The 16185-nt window shown below is 71.6% G+C and carries 19 protein-coding genes; 12 read left to right on the top strand and 7 right to left on the bottom strand.

The window, feature by feature from the left end; genetic code table 11:
• Positions 1 to 10: 10 nt before the first annotated feature.
• From OG618_RS20020 to OG618_RS20005, 4 genes are read right to left on the bottom strand one after another with little or no spacing between them, the layout of a single operon-like run.
• Complete coding sequence (locus tag OG618_RS20020; RefSeq protein ID WP_329488896.1) at positions 11 to 682, bottom strand: hypothetical protein; 672 nt, start codon at positions 680 to 682, stop codon at positions 11 to 13.
• 17 nt (positions 683 to 699) lie between these two features.
• Positions 700 to 1911: an ABC transporter permease gene (locus OG618_RS20015; protein WP_329488895.1), complete on the bottom strand. Its 1212-nt coding sequence runs from the start codon at positions 1909 to 1911 to the stop codon at positions 700 to 702.
• Complete coding sequence (locus tag OG618_RS20010) at positions 1908 to 2729, bottom strand: ABC transporter ATP-binding protein (RefSeq protein ID WP_329488893.1); 822 nt, start codon at positions 2727 to 2729, stop codon at positions 1908 to 1910. Before OG618_RS20010 ends, OG618_RS20015 begins: the two co-directional genes overlap by 4 nt.
• On the bottom strand, positions 2729 to 4156 hold the full coding sequence (locus OG618_RS20005; protein ID WP_329488892.1) for an efflux RND transporter periplasmic adaptor subunit: 1428 nt from the start codon (positions 4154 to 4156) through the stop codon (positions 2729 to 2731). The genes OG618_RS20010 and OG618_RS20005 overlap by 1 nt, the downstream gene beginning before the upstream one ends.
• A gap of 669 nt (positions 4157 to 4825) precedes the next feature.
• On the opposite strand from OG618_RS20005, the gene OG618_RS19995 reads away from it, so the two are divergent.
• The 5 genes from OG618_RS19995 to tgmC all read left to right on the top strand — a co-directional run bounded on the left by OG618_RS19995 (position 4826) and on the right by tgmC (position 8688).
• The gene (locus OG618_RS19995; protein ID WP_329488890.1) at positions 4826 to 5341 is read left to right on the top strand and encodes a DUF6879 family protein; all 516 of its coding nucleotides are present in this window, start codon (positions 4826 to 4828) and stop codon (positions 5339 to 5341) included.
• On the top strand, positions 5338 to 6171 hold the full coding sequence (locus tag OG618_RS19990) for a helix-turn-helix domain-containing protein (protein ID WP_329488889.1): 834 nt from the start codon (positions 5338 to 5340) through the stop codon (positions 6169 to 6171). Before OG618_RS19995 ends, OG618_RS19990 begins: the two co-directional genes overlap by 4 nt.
• A gap of 140 nt (positions 6172 to 6311) precedes the next feature.
• Positions 6312 to 6584 (top strand): putative ATP-grasp-modified RiPP, encoded by a 273-nt coding sequence (gene tgmA, locus OG618_RS19985; protein ID WP_442906831.1) that lies wholly within the window; start codon positions 6312 to 6314, stop codon positions 6582 to 6584.
• Positions 6581 to 7549, top strand: coding sequence for an ATP-grasp ribosomal peptide maturase (gene tgmB, locus OG618_RS19980; RefSeq protein WP_329488888.1), 969 nt, complete (start codon positions 6581 to 6583; stop codon positions 7547 to 7549). Before tgmA ends, tgmB begins: the two co-directional genes overlap by 4 nt.
• The gene (gene tgmC, locus OG618_RS19975) at positions 7546 to 8688 is read left to right on the top strand and encodes an ATP-grasp peptide maturase system methyltransferase (protein WP_329488887.1); all 1143 of its coding nucleotides are present in this window, start codon (positions 7546 to 7548) and stop codon (positions 8686 to 8688) included. Before tgmB ends, tgmC begins: the two co-directional genes overlap by 4 nt.
• 54 nt (positions 8689 to 8742) lie before the next feature.
• On the opposite strand, the gene OG618_RS19970 is transcribed toward tgmC, so the two are convergent.
• Positions 8743 to 8937 carry a DUF397 domain-containing protein gene (locus OG618_RS19970; protein ID WP_329488886.1) on the bottom strand — a complete coding sequence of 65 codons (195 nt, stop codon included), beginning with the start codon at positions 8935 to 8937 and terminating at the stop codon, positions 8743 to 8745.
• Positions 8930 to 9793: a helix-turn-helix domain-containing protein gene (locus tag OG618_RS19965; protein WP_329488885.1), complete on the bottom strand. Its 864-nt coding sequence runs from the start codon at positions 9791 to 9793 to the stop codon at positions 8930 to 8932. The genes OG618_RS19970 and OG618_RS19965 overlap by 8 nt, the downstream gene beginning before the upstream one ends.
• A gap of 311 nt (positions 9794 to 10104) precedes the next feature.
• On the opposite strand from OG618_RS19965, the gene OG618_RS19960 reads away from it, so the two are divergent.
• The 6 genes from OG618_RS19960 (at position 10105) to OG618_RS19935 (ending at position 13455) form a co-directional block, all read left to right on the top strand.
• Positions 10105 to 10479, top strand: coding sequence for an ATP-binding protein (locus OG618_RS19960; protein ID WP_329488884.1), 375 nt, complete (start codon positions 10105 to 10107; stop codon positions 10477 to 10479).
• Entirely contained in the window at positions 10476 to 10736 is a 261-nt protein-coding gene (locus OG618_RS19955; protein ID WP_329488883.1) for a hypothetical protein, read from the top strand. The genes OG618_RS19960 and OG618_RS19955 overlap by 4 nt, the downstream gene beginning before the upstream one ends.
• The gene (locus OG618_RS19950; protein ID WP_329488882.1) at positions 10724 to 10963 is read left to right on the top strand and encodes a hypothetical protein; all 240 of its coding nucleotides are present in this window, start codon (positions 10724 to 10726) and stop codon (positions 10961 to 10963) included. Before OG618_RS19955 ends, OG618_RS19950 begins: the two co-directional genes overlap by 13 nt.
• Entirely contained in the window at positions 10960 to 11238 is a 279-nt protein-coding gene (locus OG618_RS19945) for a hypothetical protein (RefSeq protein WP_329488881.1), read from the top strand. The genes OG618_RS19950 and OG618_RS19945 overlap by 4 nt, the downstream gene beginning before the upstream one ends.
• Positions 11239 to 11340: 102 nt before the next feature.
• Positions 11341 to 12135 (top strand): DUF2785 domain-containing protein, encoded by a 795-nt coding sequence (locus OG618_RS19940; protein WP_329488880.1) that lies wholly within the window; start codon positions 11341 to 11343, stop codon positions 12133 to 12135.
• Between the two features lie 369 nt (positions 12136 to 12504).
• Complete coding sequence (locus tag OG618_RS19935) at positions 12505 to 13455, top strand: LPXTG cell wall anchor domain-containing protein (RefSeq protein WP_329488879.1); 951 nt, start codon at positions 12505 to 12507, stop codon at positions 13453 to 13455.
• An 85-nt stretch (positions 13456 to 13540) separates the two neighbouring features.
• Here the strand turns inward: OG618_RS19935 and OG618_RS19930 are convergent, their stop codons facing one another.
• Positions 13541 to 14464, bottom strand: coding sequence for a helix-turn-helix transcriptional regulator (locus OG618_RS19930; protein WP_329488878.1), 924 nt, complete (start codon positions 14462 to 14464; stop codon positions 13541 to 13543).
• 246 nt (positions 14465 to 14710) lie between these two features.
• Between OG618_RS19930 and OG618_RS19925 the strand changes: the two genes are divergently transcribed.
• Positions 14711 to 16117, top strand: a complete 1407-nt coding sequence (locus tag OG618_RS19925; RefSeq protein WP_329488877.1) for an MFS transporter — start codon at positions 14711 to 14713, stop codon at positions 16115 to 16117.
• Positions 16118 to 16185: the final 68 nt, after the last annotated feature.

Raw genomic sequence — 16185 nt, 5'->3', positions numbered from 1 at the left:
CGTGGACGGGCTAGGAGGGAGGCGTCCGGGTCTGGTTCTGGGTCCCCCGGCCACCGGCGCCGCCGCCGAAGCCGCCCGCGCCGCCCGCGCCGAAGCCGGCGGCGCCCTCGACGAGCTGGGTGGCGGCGTACCCGCCGTCGGCGGCCGGGGTGCCGACCACGGTGACGCTCTGACCGGGCTGCAGGTCGGTGACCTTGCCCTCCTTGTTGAGCTGGACCTTGGTGGCGTCGCCGGTGGTCACCTTGACGGTGTTGCCGTTGGCGTCGGTCAGGTAGACGGTGGTGCCGTCGACGGCCTTGACGGTGCCCCGGGTGAAGCCGCCCTGCGCGCCCTGGCCACCCCCCTGACCCGCGCCCTGACCGGCGCCGGCGCCCTGACCGGTGCCCTGGCCGCCCCGGCGGGTGCCGTTCTGCCCGCCCCCGAAGCCGGAGGCCGCCGCCCGGGGCTGCTGCCCCGCCGCGGCCGACTTGCCGGAGCCGGTGGAGCCGTGGCCCTGCTGGTACCAGACGCCGCCCGCGAAGGCCGCCGTGGCGAGCACGGCGCCGGCCAGGACGAGGGTCGGCCACGGCAGCCGGCGGCGCGGTGGCGCGGCCAGCTCGGCGGTGACGTCCCGGGCGTCCGGCGCGGTGGAGAGCAGGACCACCTGCTCGGCGTGGGTGCGCGGCTCGATCTCGTTGCTCATGGTCTGCGGGTCCTTGGTCACTCGTGGCGGAGGGCGTCGATCGGGCGCAGCGAGGCGGCCCGGTTGGCGGGGTAGCTGCCGAAGAACAGGCCGATGGCGACGGCGATGCCGAACGCGCCGAGCACCGACTCGGGGATCACCACCGGCTTGATGCCGACGACGGAGAAGTGCGATCCGGCGAGACCGGCCAGCACCCCGAGTCCGGCCCCGATCACCGACAGCAGGGTGGACTCGACGAGGAACTGCCCGAGGATCGCCACGCGCGGGGCGCCGAGCGCCTTGCGGATGCCGATCTCCCTGGTCCGCTCGGTGACGGTGACCAGCATGATGTTGGTGATGCCGATCCCGCCGACCAGCAGCGAGATCGCGGCCACCGCGCCGAGCAGCACGGTGAAGGTCTTGGTGGTCGACTCCCGGGCCGTGAGCAGCGAGGCCTGGTTGCCGATCCGGAAGTCCGCCTTGCTCGGGTCGGCGATCGCGTGGGTGCCGAGCAGCACCCGGGTGACCTCGGCCTGGGCGGCCGTGGTGGTCTCGGCGGAGGTGGCCTGCACCAGGATCTGGCTGACCGGGCCGAAGCCGGTGAAGGCGTTCTGCACGGTCGGCAGCGGCGCGATCACCACGTCGTCCGGATCGGTGAAGCCGGTGCCGCCCTTGGCCTGGAGCACGCCGACCACGGTGAGCGGGGTGCCGCCGACGGTGATCGCCCTGCCGACCGGGTCGGTGGTGGCGAACAGCTGCTTGGCGGTGGTGGCGCCGAGCACCGCGACCTTGCGGGAGCCGAGCACGTCGTCGGCCGTGAAGTACTCGCCCCGGCCGATCTTCAGGTTGGCGGTCTCGAAGTACGCGGGGTAGGTGCCGACGATCGAGCCGGGGCTGTAGGAGATGTCCCCGTACAGCGCGGTGCCGCTGGCGGTGACCACCGGCGCGACGGACTTGATCGAGGTCGCCTCCGGGTCGCTCGCCAGTGCCCTGGCGTCGGCGACCGTGAGCTTCTTGGCGGTGGAGGCGGTGCGCGAGCCGCCGAAGGAGGACCCGGCGGTGACCGTGAGCGAGTTGGTGCCGAGCGAGGTGATCGACTCCTTGACCGCCACCGAGGAGCCGTTGCCGACCGCGAGCAGCAGGATCACCGAGGCCACGCCGATCAGCACGCCCAGCATGGTCAGGGCGGAGCGAACCTTGTTGGCGGCCAGGCCGCCGACGGCGAACCGGAGCATCTGCCAGAGGATCATGCGAGCACCCCCTGGAGGTCGGCGGCCGCGAGCAGGGCGGGCGGCGGGCCCTCCACCGGGGCCTGCCGGACGTCGCTGACGACCGCGCCGTCGACCAGCCGGATCACCCGCTTCGCGTGCAGGGCGACCTCGTCCTCGTGGGTGATCAGCACCACCGTGCGGCCGGTCGCGTTGAGGCCGTCGATCAGGGCCAGCACCTCGTCGGTGGAGCGGCTGTCCAGGTTGCCGGTGGGCTCGTCGGCGAGCAGCATCGCGGGCGCGGTGACCAGCGCCCGGGCCACCGCGACGCGCTGCTGCTGGCCGCCGGAGAGCTCATTGGGCCGGTGCCCGGAGCGCTCGGCGAGGCCGACCAGGGAGAGCGCGGCCAGCGCCCGGCGCCGGCGCTCGGCGCTGCGCACGCCCGCGTAGGCGAGCGGCAGCTCGACCTGGGCGAGCGCGGTGGTGCGGGGGACGAGGTTGAAGGACTGGAAGATGAAACCGATCTTGCGGTTGCGGACCAGCGAGAGCTGCTGCTCGTCCAGGTGTCCGACGTCGATGCCGTCCAGCAGGTAGCGCCCGGCGGTCGGTACGTCCAGGCAGCCGAGGATGTTCATCAGGGTGGACTTGCCGGAGCCCGAACTGCCCATCACCGCGACGAAGTCGCCCTGCTCGATGTCCAGGTCGACGCCCAGCGGCTCGCCGGTGGCCGGGTCGGACGGGCCGCGCAGCGCGTGCACGGTGGCGTCGCCGTGGCCGTAGGACTTGGTGAGCCGGCGGATCTGGATGACCGGGGGCGCCGCCGCCGTGCTCTGGGGCGCGGGGGCGGTCCTGCGCCCCATCAGCGGTTCCCGCCCCGGCCGGTGCCGCCGCCGGCGGCCGCGCCGACGCCTGCCACGCCGGCCGCGCCGCCGGCTCCCGTGCCGCCGCGGCTGCCCTGGCCACCGGTCAGGCCCGGGAAGGATCCGTTCGGGAAGCCGTTGGTCCCGCTGGTGGTGGCGAGTTCGACCTTGTCGCCCTCCTTCAGCCCGGAGACCACCTGCACGGTGGTGTCGCCCTCGACGCCGACCTCGACGGTGACCCGCTCGCTGGAGCCGTCCGGCTGCACCAGGGTCGCCGTCCGGCTGGTGCCGGTGCCCGCCAGGGCGGCGGTGGGCAGCGAGAGCGCGTTGTCGGCCTCGCCGGTGACCACCGAGACGGTCGCGCTGAGGCCGGTGCGCAGCTTGCTGGTGTCACCGGTGATCTGCAGCGTCGCCGCGTACTGGACGGCGGCCGCGCCGCCGCTGCCGCCACTGCTCACCGGCAGCGAACTGACGGACAGCACGGTGGCGTTGAGCTTGGTGTCGGACTGCGCGTTCAGCGCGACGGTGGCCGACTCGCCCTTCTTGAGCTTCAGCGAGTCCAGCTCGGAGAAGTTGGCGGTGACCTGCATCCCGGTCGGGTTGGTCAGCACGATGAAGCCGCTCGGGGCGCCGGAGCCGGTGGTGGTCCCGGTGGACTTGGCGGTGCTCCCGGTGCCACTGCTCCCGGTGCCGCCGCCCACCGTGTCGCCGACCTTGTTGGAGACGGACGCGACCGTGCCGTCCACCGAGGCGGTGAGCGTCGTACCGGCCAGCGCGGCCTGGGCGTTCGCCAGGTTGGTCTGCGCGGTGGCGACCTGCTGCTGGGCCTGGGCCACGGCCGCCTCGTCCACCTTGGTGGTGGTGATCGTGGTGGTCTGCGGGACGGGGGTGGTCTGGGGAGCGGGCGCGCTGCTCGCGCCCGCTCCCCGTTCCCCGCCACCGGTGCCGCCACCGGTGGAGTCGTTGGACGAGCCGCCGGAGCCGCTGGAGGACTTGTTCGAGCTGCCCGGGATCTGCTGGGTGGTCGTGGTGGTGACGCCGGCCTGCGCCTTGGTCAGGTTGGCGTTGGCCGTGGTCAGCGCCGACTGGGCGGCGTCCACCTGCTGCTGGGCCGCCGTGGTGTCGACGGTGGCCAGCACCTGTCCCTTGGTCACGGTGTCGCCCACCGCGACCTTGACGGCGGTCAGCTTCCCGCCGGTGGTGAAGTCCTGGGCGGCGTCGGTCGGCGAGGCGAGCGTGCCGGTTCCGGACACGGTGGCCAGGACCGTGCCCTTCGCCACGGTCGCGGTTCGGACCTGGGCCTTGCCGGCCGCCTTCTCCGTCCCGCTGTCCAACGTGGTGTACGCCAGGGCCACGGCGCCCACCAGGGCCACGCCCAGTGCGGAGTTCAGGAGGACGGCACCACGCCGTCGCGGAAGCACCTTCATGGCGCACAGCTTCGCCGGACGCTCTTGCGGCACCCTGGGCGCGGCCTGGGAGAACCCTGACCGGCCGAATCCGGGCATTCCGCCACGCTCCGCCCGCCCCCAGCCCTCACCTTGCCCACCCCCCGCCCAACCGTTGGCCGAACTCCCAGGAGGTTCCCAGCCATCCCCAGCCATCCGGCAGCCCCGGCGGGCCGGGACAGCCCTGCCCGCCGCCGCACCGCCGCTGCCCAGGAGCCACCAGGGCGGAGTGGGAAGTCGGCCTGGCCGACTTCCTGCTCCACGGCCGGGATCGCCCTGCCGCATCCGAGGTGCCCACATCCCGTAGCTGAATGCTCGGCAGTGACTGCCAGGCTGCAGACCTTGATTCTTAGTCCAAGACGGGAATACCGGCCGGGTAAGCGTGGACAGTTGGTCCCGCTCTCCCTAACTTCGTATCCAAGGGCTCGCGTGGGCCCATCTGAGGGGGCGACAGCATGACCCAGACCCCGAACCTGACGCGACTTACGGGCACGTTCAACGGGCCCGACTGCGATGACGATGACTGCCCGAATGTCTACGCCACCGATCGTGGCACCTTCGTGGTCCAAGGCGATCACTTCGAAGCCCTCCGCGTTCCGGTTGGGGAGTCTGCGGTGGAGATTCCCCGGAGCGTCCTTGAGGAGGCTGTCCGTGCTCTTGGATGGTGACCAGTGGCGCCACCACTTCGACGGGTACCGCCAGGATGCGTTCCGGCTGGAGGCCCAGCCGGCGTACACCATGCCGCGCGAGGCCGAGAACCTCGCGCGGTTCCTGCGCGGCGAACCGAAGCCGGCCGAGCACAACGCGGCCTGGCACCGACGGGTTCAGGGCTTCGTTATCAGCGGCAGGACGATCGGCCGGGTCCGGGTGGTGCGGGAGCCGTTGACCGACTACCAGCGGTACCAGTTCGCCTGGGGGATCCCCGGCAACATCGCGGCCGGGGAGGACATCCGCATCCTCGACGCCACCGAACGGGACTTCGGGATCCCGGACCAGGACTGGTGGATGTTCGACGAGACCTCGGTCGTCCAGCTGAACTTCCGCTCGGACGGAACGCAGATCAACCGCGAGCTGGTCGATGGACGAGTCGAAGAGTGCCGAGAGTTGAAGCGGCTGGCGATCTCTAACTCGGTGCCGTTCCTCGAATACGTGAAAGACCACGTGTGACACTCGATCCCGACCAGCTCGGCCGATCGAAACAGGATCTGGCCGAGATGCTCAGGAACCTCCGCCTGCAAGCCGGTCTCACGGGAGACCGGCTTGCAGTGCGTTGCGGCATCAGCCAGAGCAAGATCAGCAAGATCGAGACGGGGAAAGTCACCCCGAGCCTTGTCGATGTGGAGCAGATCCTTCGAGCCCTCGGCGCGCCTGGAGATCTCACCCAGGAGGTCAGTTCTCTGGCGCGAATCGCGCACACCGAGTGGCAGAACAAACGTTCTTCCTGGCGGCGGGGAATCGAAAGACGGCAGGCTGAACTCTCAAGGCTGGAGGCCGCCGCCACCGAGCTGCGCTACTTCCTTCCCTCGATGATCACCGGCCTGCTTGCCACTCCGGAGTACATGCGCGCCAGCCTGGCCAACGTGACGGGAGACAGAACGGAAGTCATCAACCGGAAGATCGAACGGCAGGGCGTCCTTCAAGACGCATCCAAGGAGTTCACCTTCATCCTGACCGAGCAGGCCGCCAGGTGGGCACTCCTGCCTCCTGCAGCCATGGCCCTTCAGATTGACCGGCTTGCCTCGCTGACGTGCCTACCATCCGTCCGGATCGGAGTACTGCCATTCGGGACACCACTGACACGGGGCCCGATGAACACGTTCACGATCTATGACGATCGACTCGTCACCGTGGAGACCTTCACTGGCCGGATGGTCTTTCGCGACCCGAAGGACATCGGTCAGCACCGAGAGCTATTCGCACTGTTCGAGGAAACCGCGGCATTCGGAGAGAACGCCCGCATGTTGCTCTCAGAGTGGGCTGCCGCGTATCGGTCGTGACCGGACCTCTCCCCGTAGGACCTTTTATTCAGAAACGGGAATGGTATTGATAGCCATCCCGCCATTCTCTAACTTCGTTCCTGTACGAGGCGCGGGCTGCGCACCGCTGACGTGCCGCAGATGGAGAGGGAGACCGGCAGATGAGGCAGATGTCGTCGCCGTGGGGAGTGAGCAGGATGGAGCCGTTCCCCCGGGGAGCCGCGGTTCCGGCGTTCACGCCTGTGATCGATCCTGAGACGCAGATCGCCGTGCTCGTGGACGAGCACGGTCGCACCGTCAAATCGGGGGGCCACGGCACCAGTACCAGCGGGCTGACGCCCACCATGACGAGCCCCGGCGACGGGTCGGGGCCGGGCGGGGCGACGGATGCCGACTCCACCGAGTCCTTCGACCAGGACCAGAGCTCCGGGTGACGAGCGACGACCGCTCGTCAGTGCTGGTCCTCACCAACTCCCGTGATGTGACCGCGGATGTGGTGCTGCGAGTGCTGGCCGGGCGTGGCGTCCCGGTGGTCCGGCTCGATCCCGGCACCGATCTGCACGAAGGCGCCTCGCTGACCACCCGGTACCGCACGACCGGTCAGCGGGGAACCTTACGGACGCCGACCCGGAGGCTGGACCTCACCCGGGTGCGGTCGGTCTGGATGCGCCGAGCCTCTCCGTACGAGGGGCCCGCGCAACTGGACGGGCGGGAGCGACGGTTCGCGGCCGCCCAGTCGTTGTGGGGTACCGGGGGTGTGCTGGCCTCGCTCCCCGGTGCGCACTACGTCAATCACCCGTGGGCCAACCGGGCTGCCGAGTACAAGCCGGCGCAACTCGCGGCAGCGCAGCGGAACGGGTTCCGCGTACCCGACACACTGATCACCAACGAGCTGGGTGCCGCACAGGAGTTCGTGGCGGGCCAGGTCGCCGGGGCGGTCTACAAGCCGTTGTGGAACATCGCGTACGAGGTGGCCGGTCGGCTGCGCCAGGTGTGGGTTCGGGACGTGCGTGCCGGTGAGCTGACCGCCGGGGTGGAGGTCTGCCCGCACCTGTTCCAGGCCAAGGTGGCGAAGGCGTTCGACGTGCGGTTGACCGCGGTCGGCGACCGGGCCTTCGCGGTTCGGATCGACAGCCCCGATCTCGACTGGCGCCGGAGGCAGGACCTCATGGCGTGCGCTCCGGTTGCCGTGCCCGAGGAGGTCTCGCGCGCCGTCACGTCCTACCTCGGTGAACTCCGGCTGGTGTACGGAGCGTTCGACTTCGCCGTGACAGCGGCCGGTGAATGGTACTTCCTGGAGTGCAACCCCAACGGGCAGTGGGCGTGGCAGCCGCCCGAGACCACCGATGCGATCGCCCAGGCCATCGCCGACCAGTTGCAGAGAGGCCCCGACGCATGAGCCCGTCCGCAGAGCTCCGAGCCGCCATGGTCCGCCGACTCACGGCAGAAGGCACGCTGAGCGATCCGGCGTGGTGCAGGGCGGCGGAGGCCGTCGCACGCGAGGACTTCGTCGGCCCGTACTTCGAGCCGACGCCGAACAGCGCACCGACCGCCTACCGGTCGGTGCGCCCGAACGATCCCGGGTGGCTGGAGGGCGTCTACGCCGATCGGACGCTGATCACACAGCTCGACGGCACGACACGGCCGGGTCAGGAGGGCGGGGAGCTGATCGTCGGCTCCCCGTCCTCCTCGTCGACCCTGCCGTCGCTGGTCCTGCGGATGTGGCAGCAGCTCGACGCCGCCCCGGGCCACCGTGTGCTGGAAATCGGCACCGGGACGGGATACTCGACGGCCCTGGGCGCCCACCGGCTCGGCGATGCCAACCTCACGAGCGTCGAGTACGACCCCGTGGTGGCCGAAGCCGCGGCGGTCGCGCTTCACGGGGCGGGCTACACCCCCCGGCTGATCAGCGGCGACGGCCTGCGAGGGGACCCTGGCGGCGGAGCGTACGACCGGCTGATCGCCACGTGTTCGGTCCGGTACATCCCGATGCCCTGGCTGCACCAGGTGAAGCCGGGCGGTCGGATCCTGGTCACCCTGTCCGGGTGGAGCTACGCGTCCGGGCTCGCGCTGCTCACGGTCACCGGAGCGGGGAGTGCGACCGGCCGATTCCTGCCCGGGTTCACCAGCTTCATGATCGCCCGCCCGCACGACCGCCCGCCCCGGCCCGGCCTCGCGATGCTACCCGGGGAGGAGCGCGCGAGCCGGATCGATCCCGCCGTCATCGGGACGTGGACCGGGAGCTGGGTAGCCCAGCTCGCAGCACCCTCGGCAGAGCGGATGGGGGCGGGCGGAGAGCAGGTTCTCGTGGACGTGGCAACGGGTTCGCTGGCCCGGACGAGAGCTGATGCGAGTGGTGGTTGGACCGTCATCCAGCGCGGACCGCTGAGGCTCTGGGACCAGGTGGAGCGAGCCGTCGATGCCTGGCAGGAGGCCGGCGAGCCGCACCAGGAGGGATTCGGGATCACCGTTTCGGACGCAGGGCAGCGGGTGTGGATCGGCACAGAGGACGGCCCGGGCTGGGACCTGCCGGTGTGAATGAGGTGGATCGGATGGTGGCGCCCCCTCGCTCGGCGAGGGGGCGCTGTCGGGTCAGGTCGTGAGGTGGTCGAACTCGCCGGCCTTGATGCCCTGGAGGAACTTGGCGAACTTGGGCGGGGTGGTGCGGACGACTATGTCGCCGGCGTCGGACTCACGGAGTTCGACCGTGCCGTCGACGACGCGGACTTCGACGCACTCGTTCGATGCACCGCTGAAGGTCGACTTCTGCCACTCGGACCTACTCATACCTACCCTTCATTTCATCCCTGATAGATCGAATGAACTTTCGCGAGTCATCATCCGACAGGGCGAGGGAGTCAAGGCGGGTGAACGTTGCGCGGTGGCTGGCCAGGTCTGCTGGGGAGTCGAAGAAGAGGACGCCCTGCGCGGTGTCCATCTGGAGGGTCGCGAGCTCCGGTACCGGTCCCTCGGCGAACATGATGTTCTCGCCCGCGCCAGGAAACGTGTCCATGTCGAACGGCACCACTCGCAACGAGCAGGTTCGCCGCTCTGAGTCCTCGATCAGGCTACCGAGCTGCGCTGCGAGCACGTGAGGGCCGCCGAACTGCATCCGTAGCGCGGCCTCGTGGATGAAGGACACGTACGGCGTGCCACTCGACCGAATGGCGTGCTGACGCTGGACGCGAAATGCAGTTCTGAGCTCGATGTCGCGAGGTGGTAGCGGCGGTGAGACACGGGCGAACACCGCAGAGGCGTAAGCCTGGGTCTGCTGTAGGCCAGGCACGTAGGTGGTTGCCCATGTGTAGAGCTTTTGCGCCGTGGACTCCATCTCCGCGACCTCCAGAAAGTCGGTCGACAAGACGCCGCGGTACTCCTCCCACCAGCCCTTTCCGCGCGCTGCGATGAGGTCGGCGAGTGCATCGATCAGAGGCTGGTTGGTGCACTTGCAACCCGCCGCGATCGTCTGGAGACGCTCCGCGCTGACACTGCTCTTCCCGTTCTCCATCTGCGTCACTTGGGCGGCACTGACGCCGAGGACTCGGGAGAGCTGGCTGCCGCCCAAGCCCGCTTGCTCGCGCATTCTCCGCAGCTCGGCACCCAAGCGGCGCTGACGAAGAGTTGGACTCTGGCGACCGGGCATGGCGTCCTCTCTGCGTTTCGTGGCATCAGTCTGCCGCGACGGCAGCCGTCACGGCCATCTGTCCCACGGAAGAGGGAAGCTTTCCAGGATCCACTTAATCTTAAGTGCTTCTGCGCTATGGTCGTCTCACATCGATCCGATGGATCGTCAGTAACGCCTGTTCCCAGGGCAGTAGGCGCCTGCTGCCCGCGCACCGCAGAGCAGCCGTACGCGGCACTCCCAGTCCCGTTCCGGCCTGGCTCACGGCGACGTATCCGCCGGTGACACCACACCCCACTCCACCCCGCTCCCCCTCTCTTCGGAGGTCCCTCATGTGTGCCTTCACCCTGCCCGAACCGCCCGACTGGTCCGCCGCCCGCGAGGAGCTGCGCGAGGCCCTCGCCCTCGCCGGCTGGCCCGACGACCTCATCCACGACGCCGAACTCGCCCTCTGCGAGCTCTACGTCAACGCCTGGCGCCACGGCGGCAGCCCCGCCCCGCTCGTCGTCGTCCTCCTGCGCGACCACACCCTGCGCGTCTCCGTCGCCGACGACAACCCCCACCTCCCCGAACCCCGCACCCCCACCGACCCCTACGCCCTCTCCGGCCGGGGCCTGCACCTCGTCCGCTCCCTCACCCACCGCTTCGGCACCGACCCCCGCAAGCACGGCAAGCGCGTCTGGTTCGAACTGGACGCCGCCGCGTGAGCGCCGCCCGCCGCACCCCGATCACGCCCGACGACCCCCGCATGCGCGACTACACCCACGCCCAGATCACCACCCTCCTCGGCGAACTCCACACCCGAGGCGCCAGGTTCGGCATCCAGTGGGGCTCTGCCACCACCGTGGGCGGCACCGTCGACGGCCGCATCCTCGTCGACTTCGGCAACGCCCCCGTGGCCACCCTCCTCAACCTCCTCCACCTGCTCCGCGACACCGAGAGGAACGAGCCGTGGGAGTCCTGATCCCCCTCGTCACCGAAGCGATCCACACCGAACGCACCACCGTCGCCTACCTCAGCGTCGAACACGCCCCCGACGCCACCGTCCAGCTCCGCCTCGCCGTCGACCTCGACATCCACACCGGCCCCGGCGAACACCTCGCCCTCCCCCTCACCCACGACCAGGCCCACGAACTCCTCCACGACCTCGCCGCCCACCTCGGCCACCGCGTCCTGGGAATCCGCCGATGAGAACCGGCACCGCCAACTTCCTCATCGGCGCCGCCCTCCTCACCCTCCTCGCCCTCGCCCTCACCACCGTCACCCTCGGCGTCATCACCGCCCTCAAGGTCAACGACGACCAGCAGCCCACACCACCCCCGATCACCCGCCACGGCCGCTGGGAACTGCGCCAACTCCCGGACGGCACCACCGAATACGCCTGGATCGCCCGCCAGGCCGGCCGCTACGGCCCCGAAATCCGACAGCAACCCCCCACCCCCGGCCGACACCGCATACCCACCTAGCAGCGGCAAAGCGAAGGCCCCCGCCCACCCGGGCAGGGGCCTCGCCGCCACCGCACGGAAATTCCCGGTGCGGCGAGCCGGTTCGGACCTATCCTGCCTGCCGTGACCGACTGGAGCAGGATCGAAGCCGCCGACTGTGCCGTACCCGCCGACCGGCCACTGGAGGAGCTGGTCCGCGAACTCTCCGGCGCCCTGGCGGACCCCGATCCGGACGTCCGGGACGGAGCGCCGTACGCCGTCCTCGCGACCTGGATCGAGCGCGGGGTGATCGACGGGCCCCGGCGGCTGGCGCTGGGGGACGAGATGGCCGCCCGCTTCCTCGACCCGCAGATCCAGGCCCGCACCTTCGCCCCCCTCGTCCTCGACATGCTGGTGGAGAAGGGGGACTTCGAGGCCGGCTGGGTGGACGCGTTCGAGCGGTGGTACCCGGCGGAGACGGACCTGCGCGGCAATGACGAGAAGCTCGGCTGGCTCCACGCCGTCGCGCACGGCGCGGACCTGCTGGACCGGTTCGGCCGCCACCCCGAGGTGGATCCGGCGCGGATGCTGCACCTCGCCGCCGCCCGGCTGACGGCGCCCACCGACCACGTGTTCGACCAGCTGGAGGACGACCGGCTGGCCCGGGCGATCGCCCGGGTGCTCACCCGGCCCGATCTGAGCGAGTCCGACGCGACCACGTGGCTGGACCCGATCGCCGACCGCTTCGGAGCCGACCGCCTCAGCACCCCGGTGCCCGCCCACCTCAGCAACTGCCTGCGCACGCTGCGCCTGCTCTACGTCCTCGCGGACCGCGGCGTGCGGGCACCGAACACCGATGCCGCACCGGAGCCCCTCCCCCACGGGGCGGCGGTCAAGGAACGCCTCGCCGCCGTCCTCGACCGGATCGTCAAGCGGTAGGCGCGGGAGCACACGTCCCGGGCGGCGGCCGGCCCGGCCGCCACGACCCCGAGATCCGCCATCGAAGCGACCCCACCCCGGCCGGCACCGCACATCCGCCCGAGCCGGCACGTTGAGGCCCTCGCCCACCGGGCGAGGGCCTCTCCGGACTTCGACCGCAGTGATCGCCGGTACTCCACGCCCGTCACCGGCCCGCGCGAAAGGTTCCGAAAATAACTCCGAACCCACCTGCAACCACCGGCCGGGATGCGCGTCTATACGGATGAAGGCACGGAGAGCGAGACCGGCGAGGCCGGGGGGCGCTACCGCTGACAGCGGGGCCGGTCGTCTTCACACACCGTCAGCACCATGACCCTGGGGAAACACGTCATGCGCAAGTCCGTTATGCCCTCTTTCGCGAAGAACGTCACCGCCACCTCGGGCCACCGCCGGCTCGCCGCCGTCGCCGCCACCGTCGTCCTCGCCGGCTCCGTCCAGCTGATGACCGCCGAGGCCTCCTGGGCCTGCGGCTCGGGAAACACGGCCGGCGCCGAGGCCAAGCCGGTCACCCCCGCGTCCGCGCACAAGGGCGACCTCACCGCCGGGTTCCACATGACCCCCGACGGCCAGAGCATCACCGCCGGCGGCGCCAAGGCCGAGATCGGCGTGGGAGTCACCAACTTCACCGGGGCCCCGTACGAGAACGTCGGCCCCTCCTTCGCGATCTACAACCCGCAGGGTCCCAACCGGCTGGAGGACTTCACCGTCGAGGCCGCCACCGCCGGCGGCTGGAAGAAGCTCTCCCTCCACCACGGCTGCGACCCCGCGATCGTCGCGGACACCAGCTCGCTCAAGGTCAAGCAGCTCACCGACGGCCGGGCCGCCCACTTCGCCTTCCGCGTCTCCGTCTCGGCGAACGCCGCCGCCGACCTGAAGAGCTTCGAGGTCTTCATCGGCGGCAGGGCCGACGGCTACCCCATGGAGCAGGGCGGAAGCCACACCTACACGGTCGTCCGCACCGCCGCCCCGGCCAAGCCGGCGACCGCCGCGAAGCCGGCCGCGAAGCCCACGACCGCAGCCAAGCCCACCGCCAAGCCCGCCGCCCCGAAGTCGGCCGCTCCCGTCGCGCCCGTCGAGGACAGGACCCCGGCCGCCCCCAAGGCCACGCCGACCGCCCCCGTCAGCACCGCGCCCGCCACCACCGCGCCCGCCGGCACCCCCGAGCTCGCCCAGACCGGCTCCAGCTCCACCAACGGCTTCCTCGCCGCCGCCTCCGCCGCCTTCGTCGCGCTCGGCGCGGGCGTTCTGATCGCCGTGCGCCGGCTGCGTCCCCAGCGCTGACCGGCCCACGGAGCACCACAGGGGCCCTGCCCCCGCACGGCGGTGCGGAGGCGGGGCCCCTCGTCGTTCCCGGGTGACGACCGGCTCAGTCCTCGACCGGCTCCCGGCCCGCCGACGTCCGCCCCGTCGCCCACCCCGAGGCCGCCGCACTGGCCGCCAGCAGCCGCAGACCGGCCTCCGACGACGAGCCGGGCACCGCAATGAAGAGCAGCATCCGGTGCCCGGACGCCTCCGGCAGCGGCAGCGCCTCGAAGTCCAGCGCCAAGTCCCCGACCACCGGGTGGTGGAACTCCTTGGTGCCGAACAGGCAGTCGTGCACCGGGTGGCGCGACCAGAGCGCCGCGAACTCCGCGCTCTTCATCGACAGCTCGCCGATCACCTCGGCCAGCTGCCGGTCCTCCTGGTGCCGCCCGGCGGCCAGCCGCAGGAAGGCGACCTGGGCCCGGGCCTCGGTCTCCCAGCACGGGTAGAGCTCCCGGGTCCGCGCGTCGAGGAAGAGCAGCCGGGAGAGGTTGGGGCGCGCCGACGGCGAGTCCGGCGCCGCCGCGTCCAGGTGCCCGGCCAGCAGTGCGTGGCCGAGCGGGTTCCAGGCCAGCACCTCGTTGCGCAGGCCGACCACCACCGCCGGGACGTCGGCCATCGCCGCGATCAGCCGGCCCACCGCCGGCCGGACCCGCTCGAAGCGCTCGGCCTGGCGGCCCTTCGCCGGCCGGCCCGGGCGGGCCAGGTTGCGCAGGTGGGCGTGCTCGTCGCCGTCGAGGCGCAGCGCCCGGGCGATGGCGTCCAGCACCTCGTCGGAGACGTTGCGGCTCTGCCCCTGCTCCAGCCGCGTGTAGTAGGTGATGCTGACGCCCGCCAGCTGGGACAGCTCCTCGCGCCGCAGCCCGGGCACCCGGCGCCGGCTGCCGTACGTGGTCAGCCCGACGTCCTCGGGCCGCAGCCGGGCGCGGCGGGTGCGCAGGAACTCGCCCAGCTCGCTGGGCTTCTCCGCCCCCGCCGACGACGCCATGGAGGCCGAAGACGCCGAGGAGGCCGACGCCGCCGAGGAGGGGGCCGGCGACGGCCTCTCCGCCGACCGGGGCTGCTGCGCTGACGGTGTCTCGGGTGCGGTCATGCCTCCAGTGAACACCGCCGGGCGGCGCCGAGCCTGTCCCTGCCGGTGCCACCCTCCGCGGGGGTCTGGGTACCCCCGGCGCGGCCCAGCAGGCTGCTGCCGTACCCGGAACACCCCGTCGAGTCGAAAGGCAGCGGAGCGATGACCGCCACCCTGTCCGAAGCACCAGCCCTCCCCCGCACACCAGCCGGAATGACCGGCCGGCAGCGACTCGTCCTGGTCGTCCTGCTGGCCGCCCAGTTCATGCTGGCCGTGGACTTCTCGATCCTGAACGTCGCCCTGCCGGTGATCGGCCAGGGTCTCGGCTTCGGGCTCGGCAGCCTGCAGTGGATCGCCACCGCCTTCGCCCTGAGCGCGGCGGGCTTCACCCTGCTGTTCGGACGGGTCGCCGACCTCTTCGGGCGGCGCCGGGTGTTCCTGATCGGTCTCGCCGTGCTCGGCGTCTCCTCGCTGGTCGGCGGGCTGGCCACCACCCCGGAGCTGCTGCTGGCCGCCCGGGTGGCGCAGGGCCTGGCCACCGCCGCCGTCACGCCGGCCGGGCTGGCGCTGCTCACCACCGCCTTCCCGGAGGGCCCGCTGCGCGAGCGGGCCCTGGGCCTCAACGGCGCGCTGATGTCGGCCGGCTTCACCTCGGGCGCGGTGCTCGGCGGGCTGCTCACCGACCTGCTGAGCTGGCGCTGGGCGTTCTTCGTCAACGTGCCGGTGGCCCTGGCCGTCCTGCTGGTGGCGCCCCGGCTGATCGCGGAGAGCCGGCCGGCCGGGAAGGTCCGGATGGACGTCCCGGGGGCGGTCACCGTCACCGGCGGTCTGCTCGCCCTGGTCCACGGACTGACGGCGGCCGGTGAGCACGGCTGGGGCGACCCGCTCGCGCTCGGCTCGCTGGGGGTGGGCGCGGCGCTGCTGGTGGCGTTCTGGTTCGTCGAGCGGACCGCCGCCTCGCCCCTCGTGCCGGTCCGGGTGCTGCGGCGGCGCACGGTGGTCTGGGGCAACGCGGCCGGCCTGCTGGCCTTCGCCACCGAGACCTCGCTGGTCTTCCTGCTGACCCTCTACCTCCAGCGGGTGCTGGGCTTCTCCGCGCTGGCCACCGGCCTGGCCTTCGGGGTCCTGGGTGCCGGCACCGTGCTCGGCGGTGTGGTCGCGCCGCGGCTGATCGGGCGGCTCGGCAGCCGGGGCGCGCTGCTCGCGGGATTCCTGGTGCAGGCCGCCGCGACCGCCGCGCTGCTCCTGCTCGGCGCCGACCGGGCCTGGCTCGGCCTGCTGCTGGCGGCGACCTTCGTCGGCGGGGTCGGCAACATGCTGGCGATCGTCGGCTTCATGGTGACGGCCACCTCGGGCCTGCCGGACGAGGAGCAGGGGCTGGCCACCGGGGTCGCCACCATGACCCAGCAGGTCGGCATCACCCTGGGCACCCCGGTGATGAGCGCGGTCGCCACCGCGGCCGCCGCGGGGACCACCGTGCTGACCGGGGTCACCTGGGCGATCGCCGTGAACACCGCGCTGGTGCTGCTCGCCGCCCTCGCCTCGGCGCTCTTCCTGCGGCGGGGATGAGTGCCCCGCCCGACCGGCGGAGTGGGACGTCGGACAGGACGACGCAGGGGCGCACCGCCGAGCGGTGC

This window comes from Kitasatospora sp. NBC_01246 (genome assembly GCF_036226505.1).
Classification (GTDB): domain Bacteria; phylum Actinomycetota; class Actinomycetes; order Streptomycetales; family Streptomycetaceae; genus Kitasatospora.
Note: the sequence above shows the minus strand (reverse complement) of the source record. Positions and strands in the feature narration are given on the sequence as shown.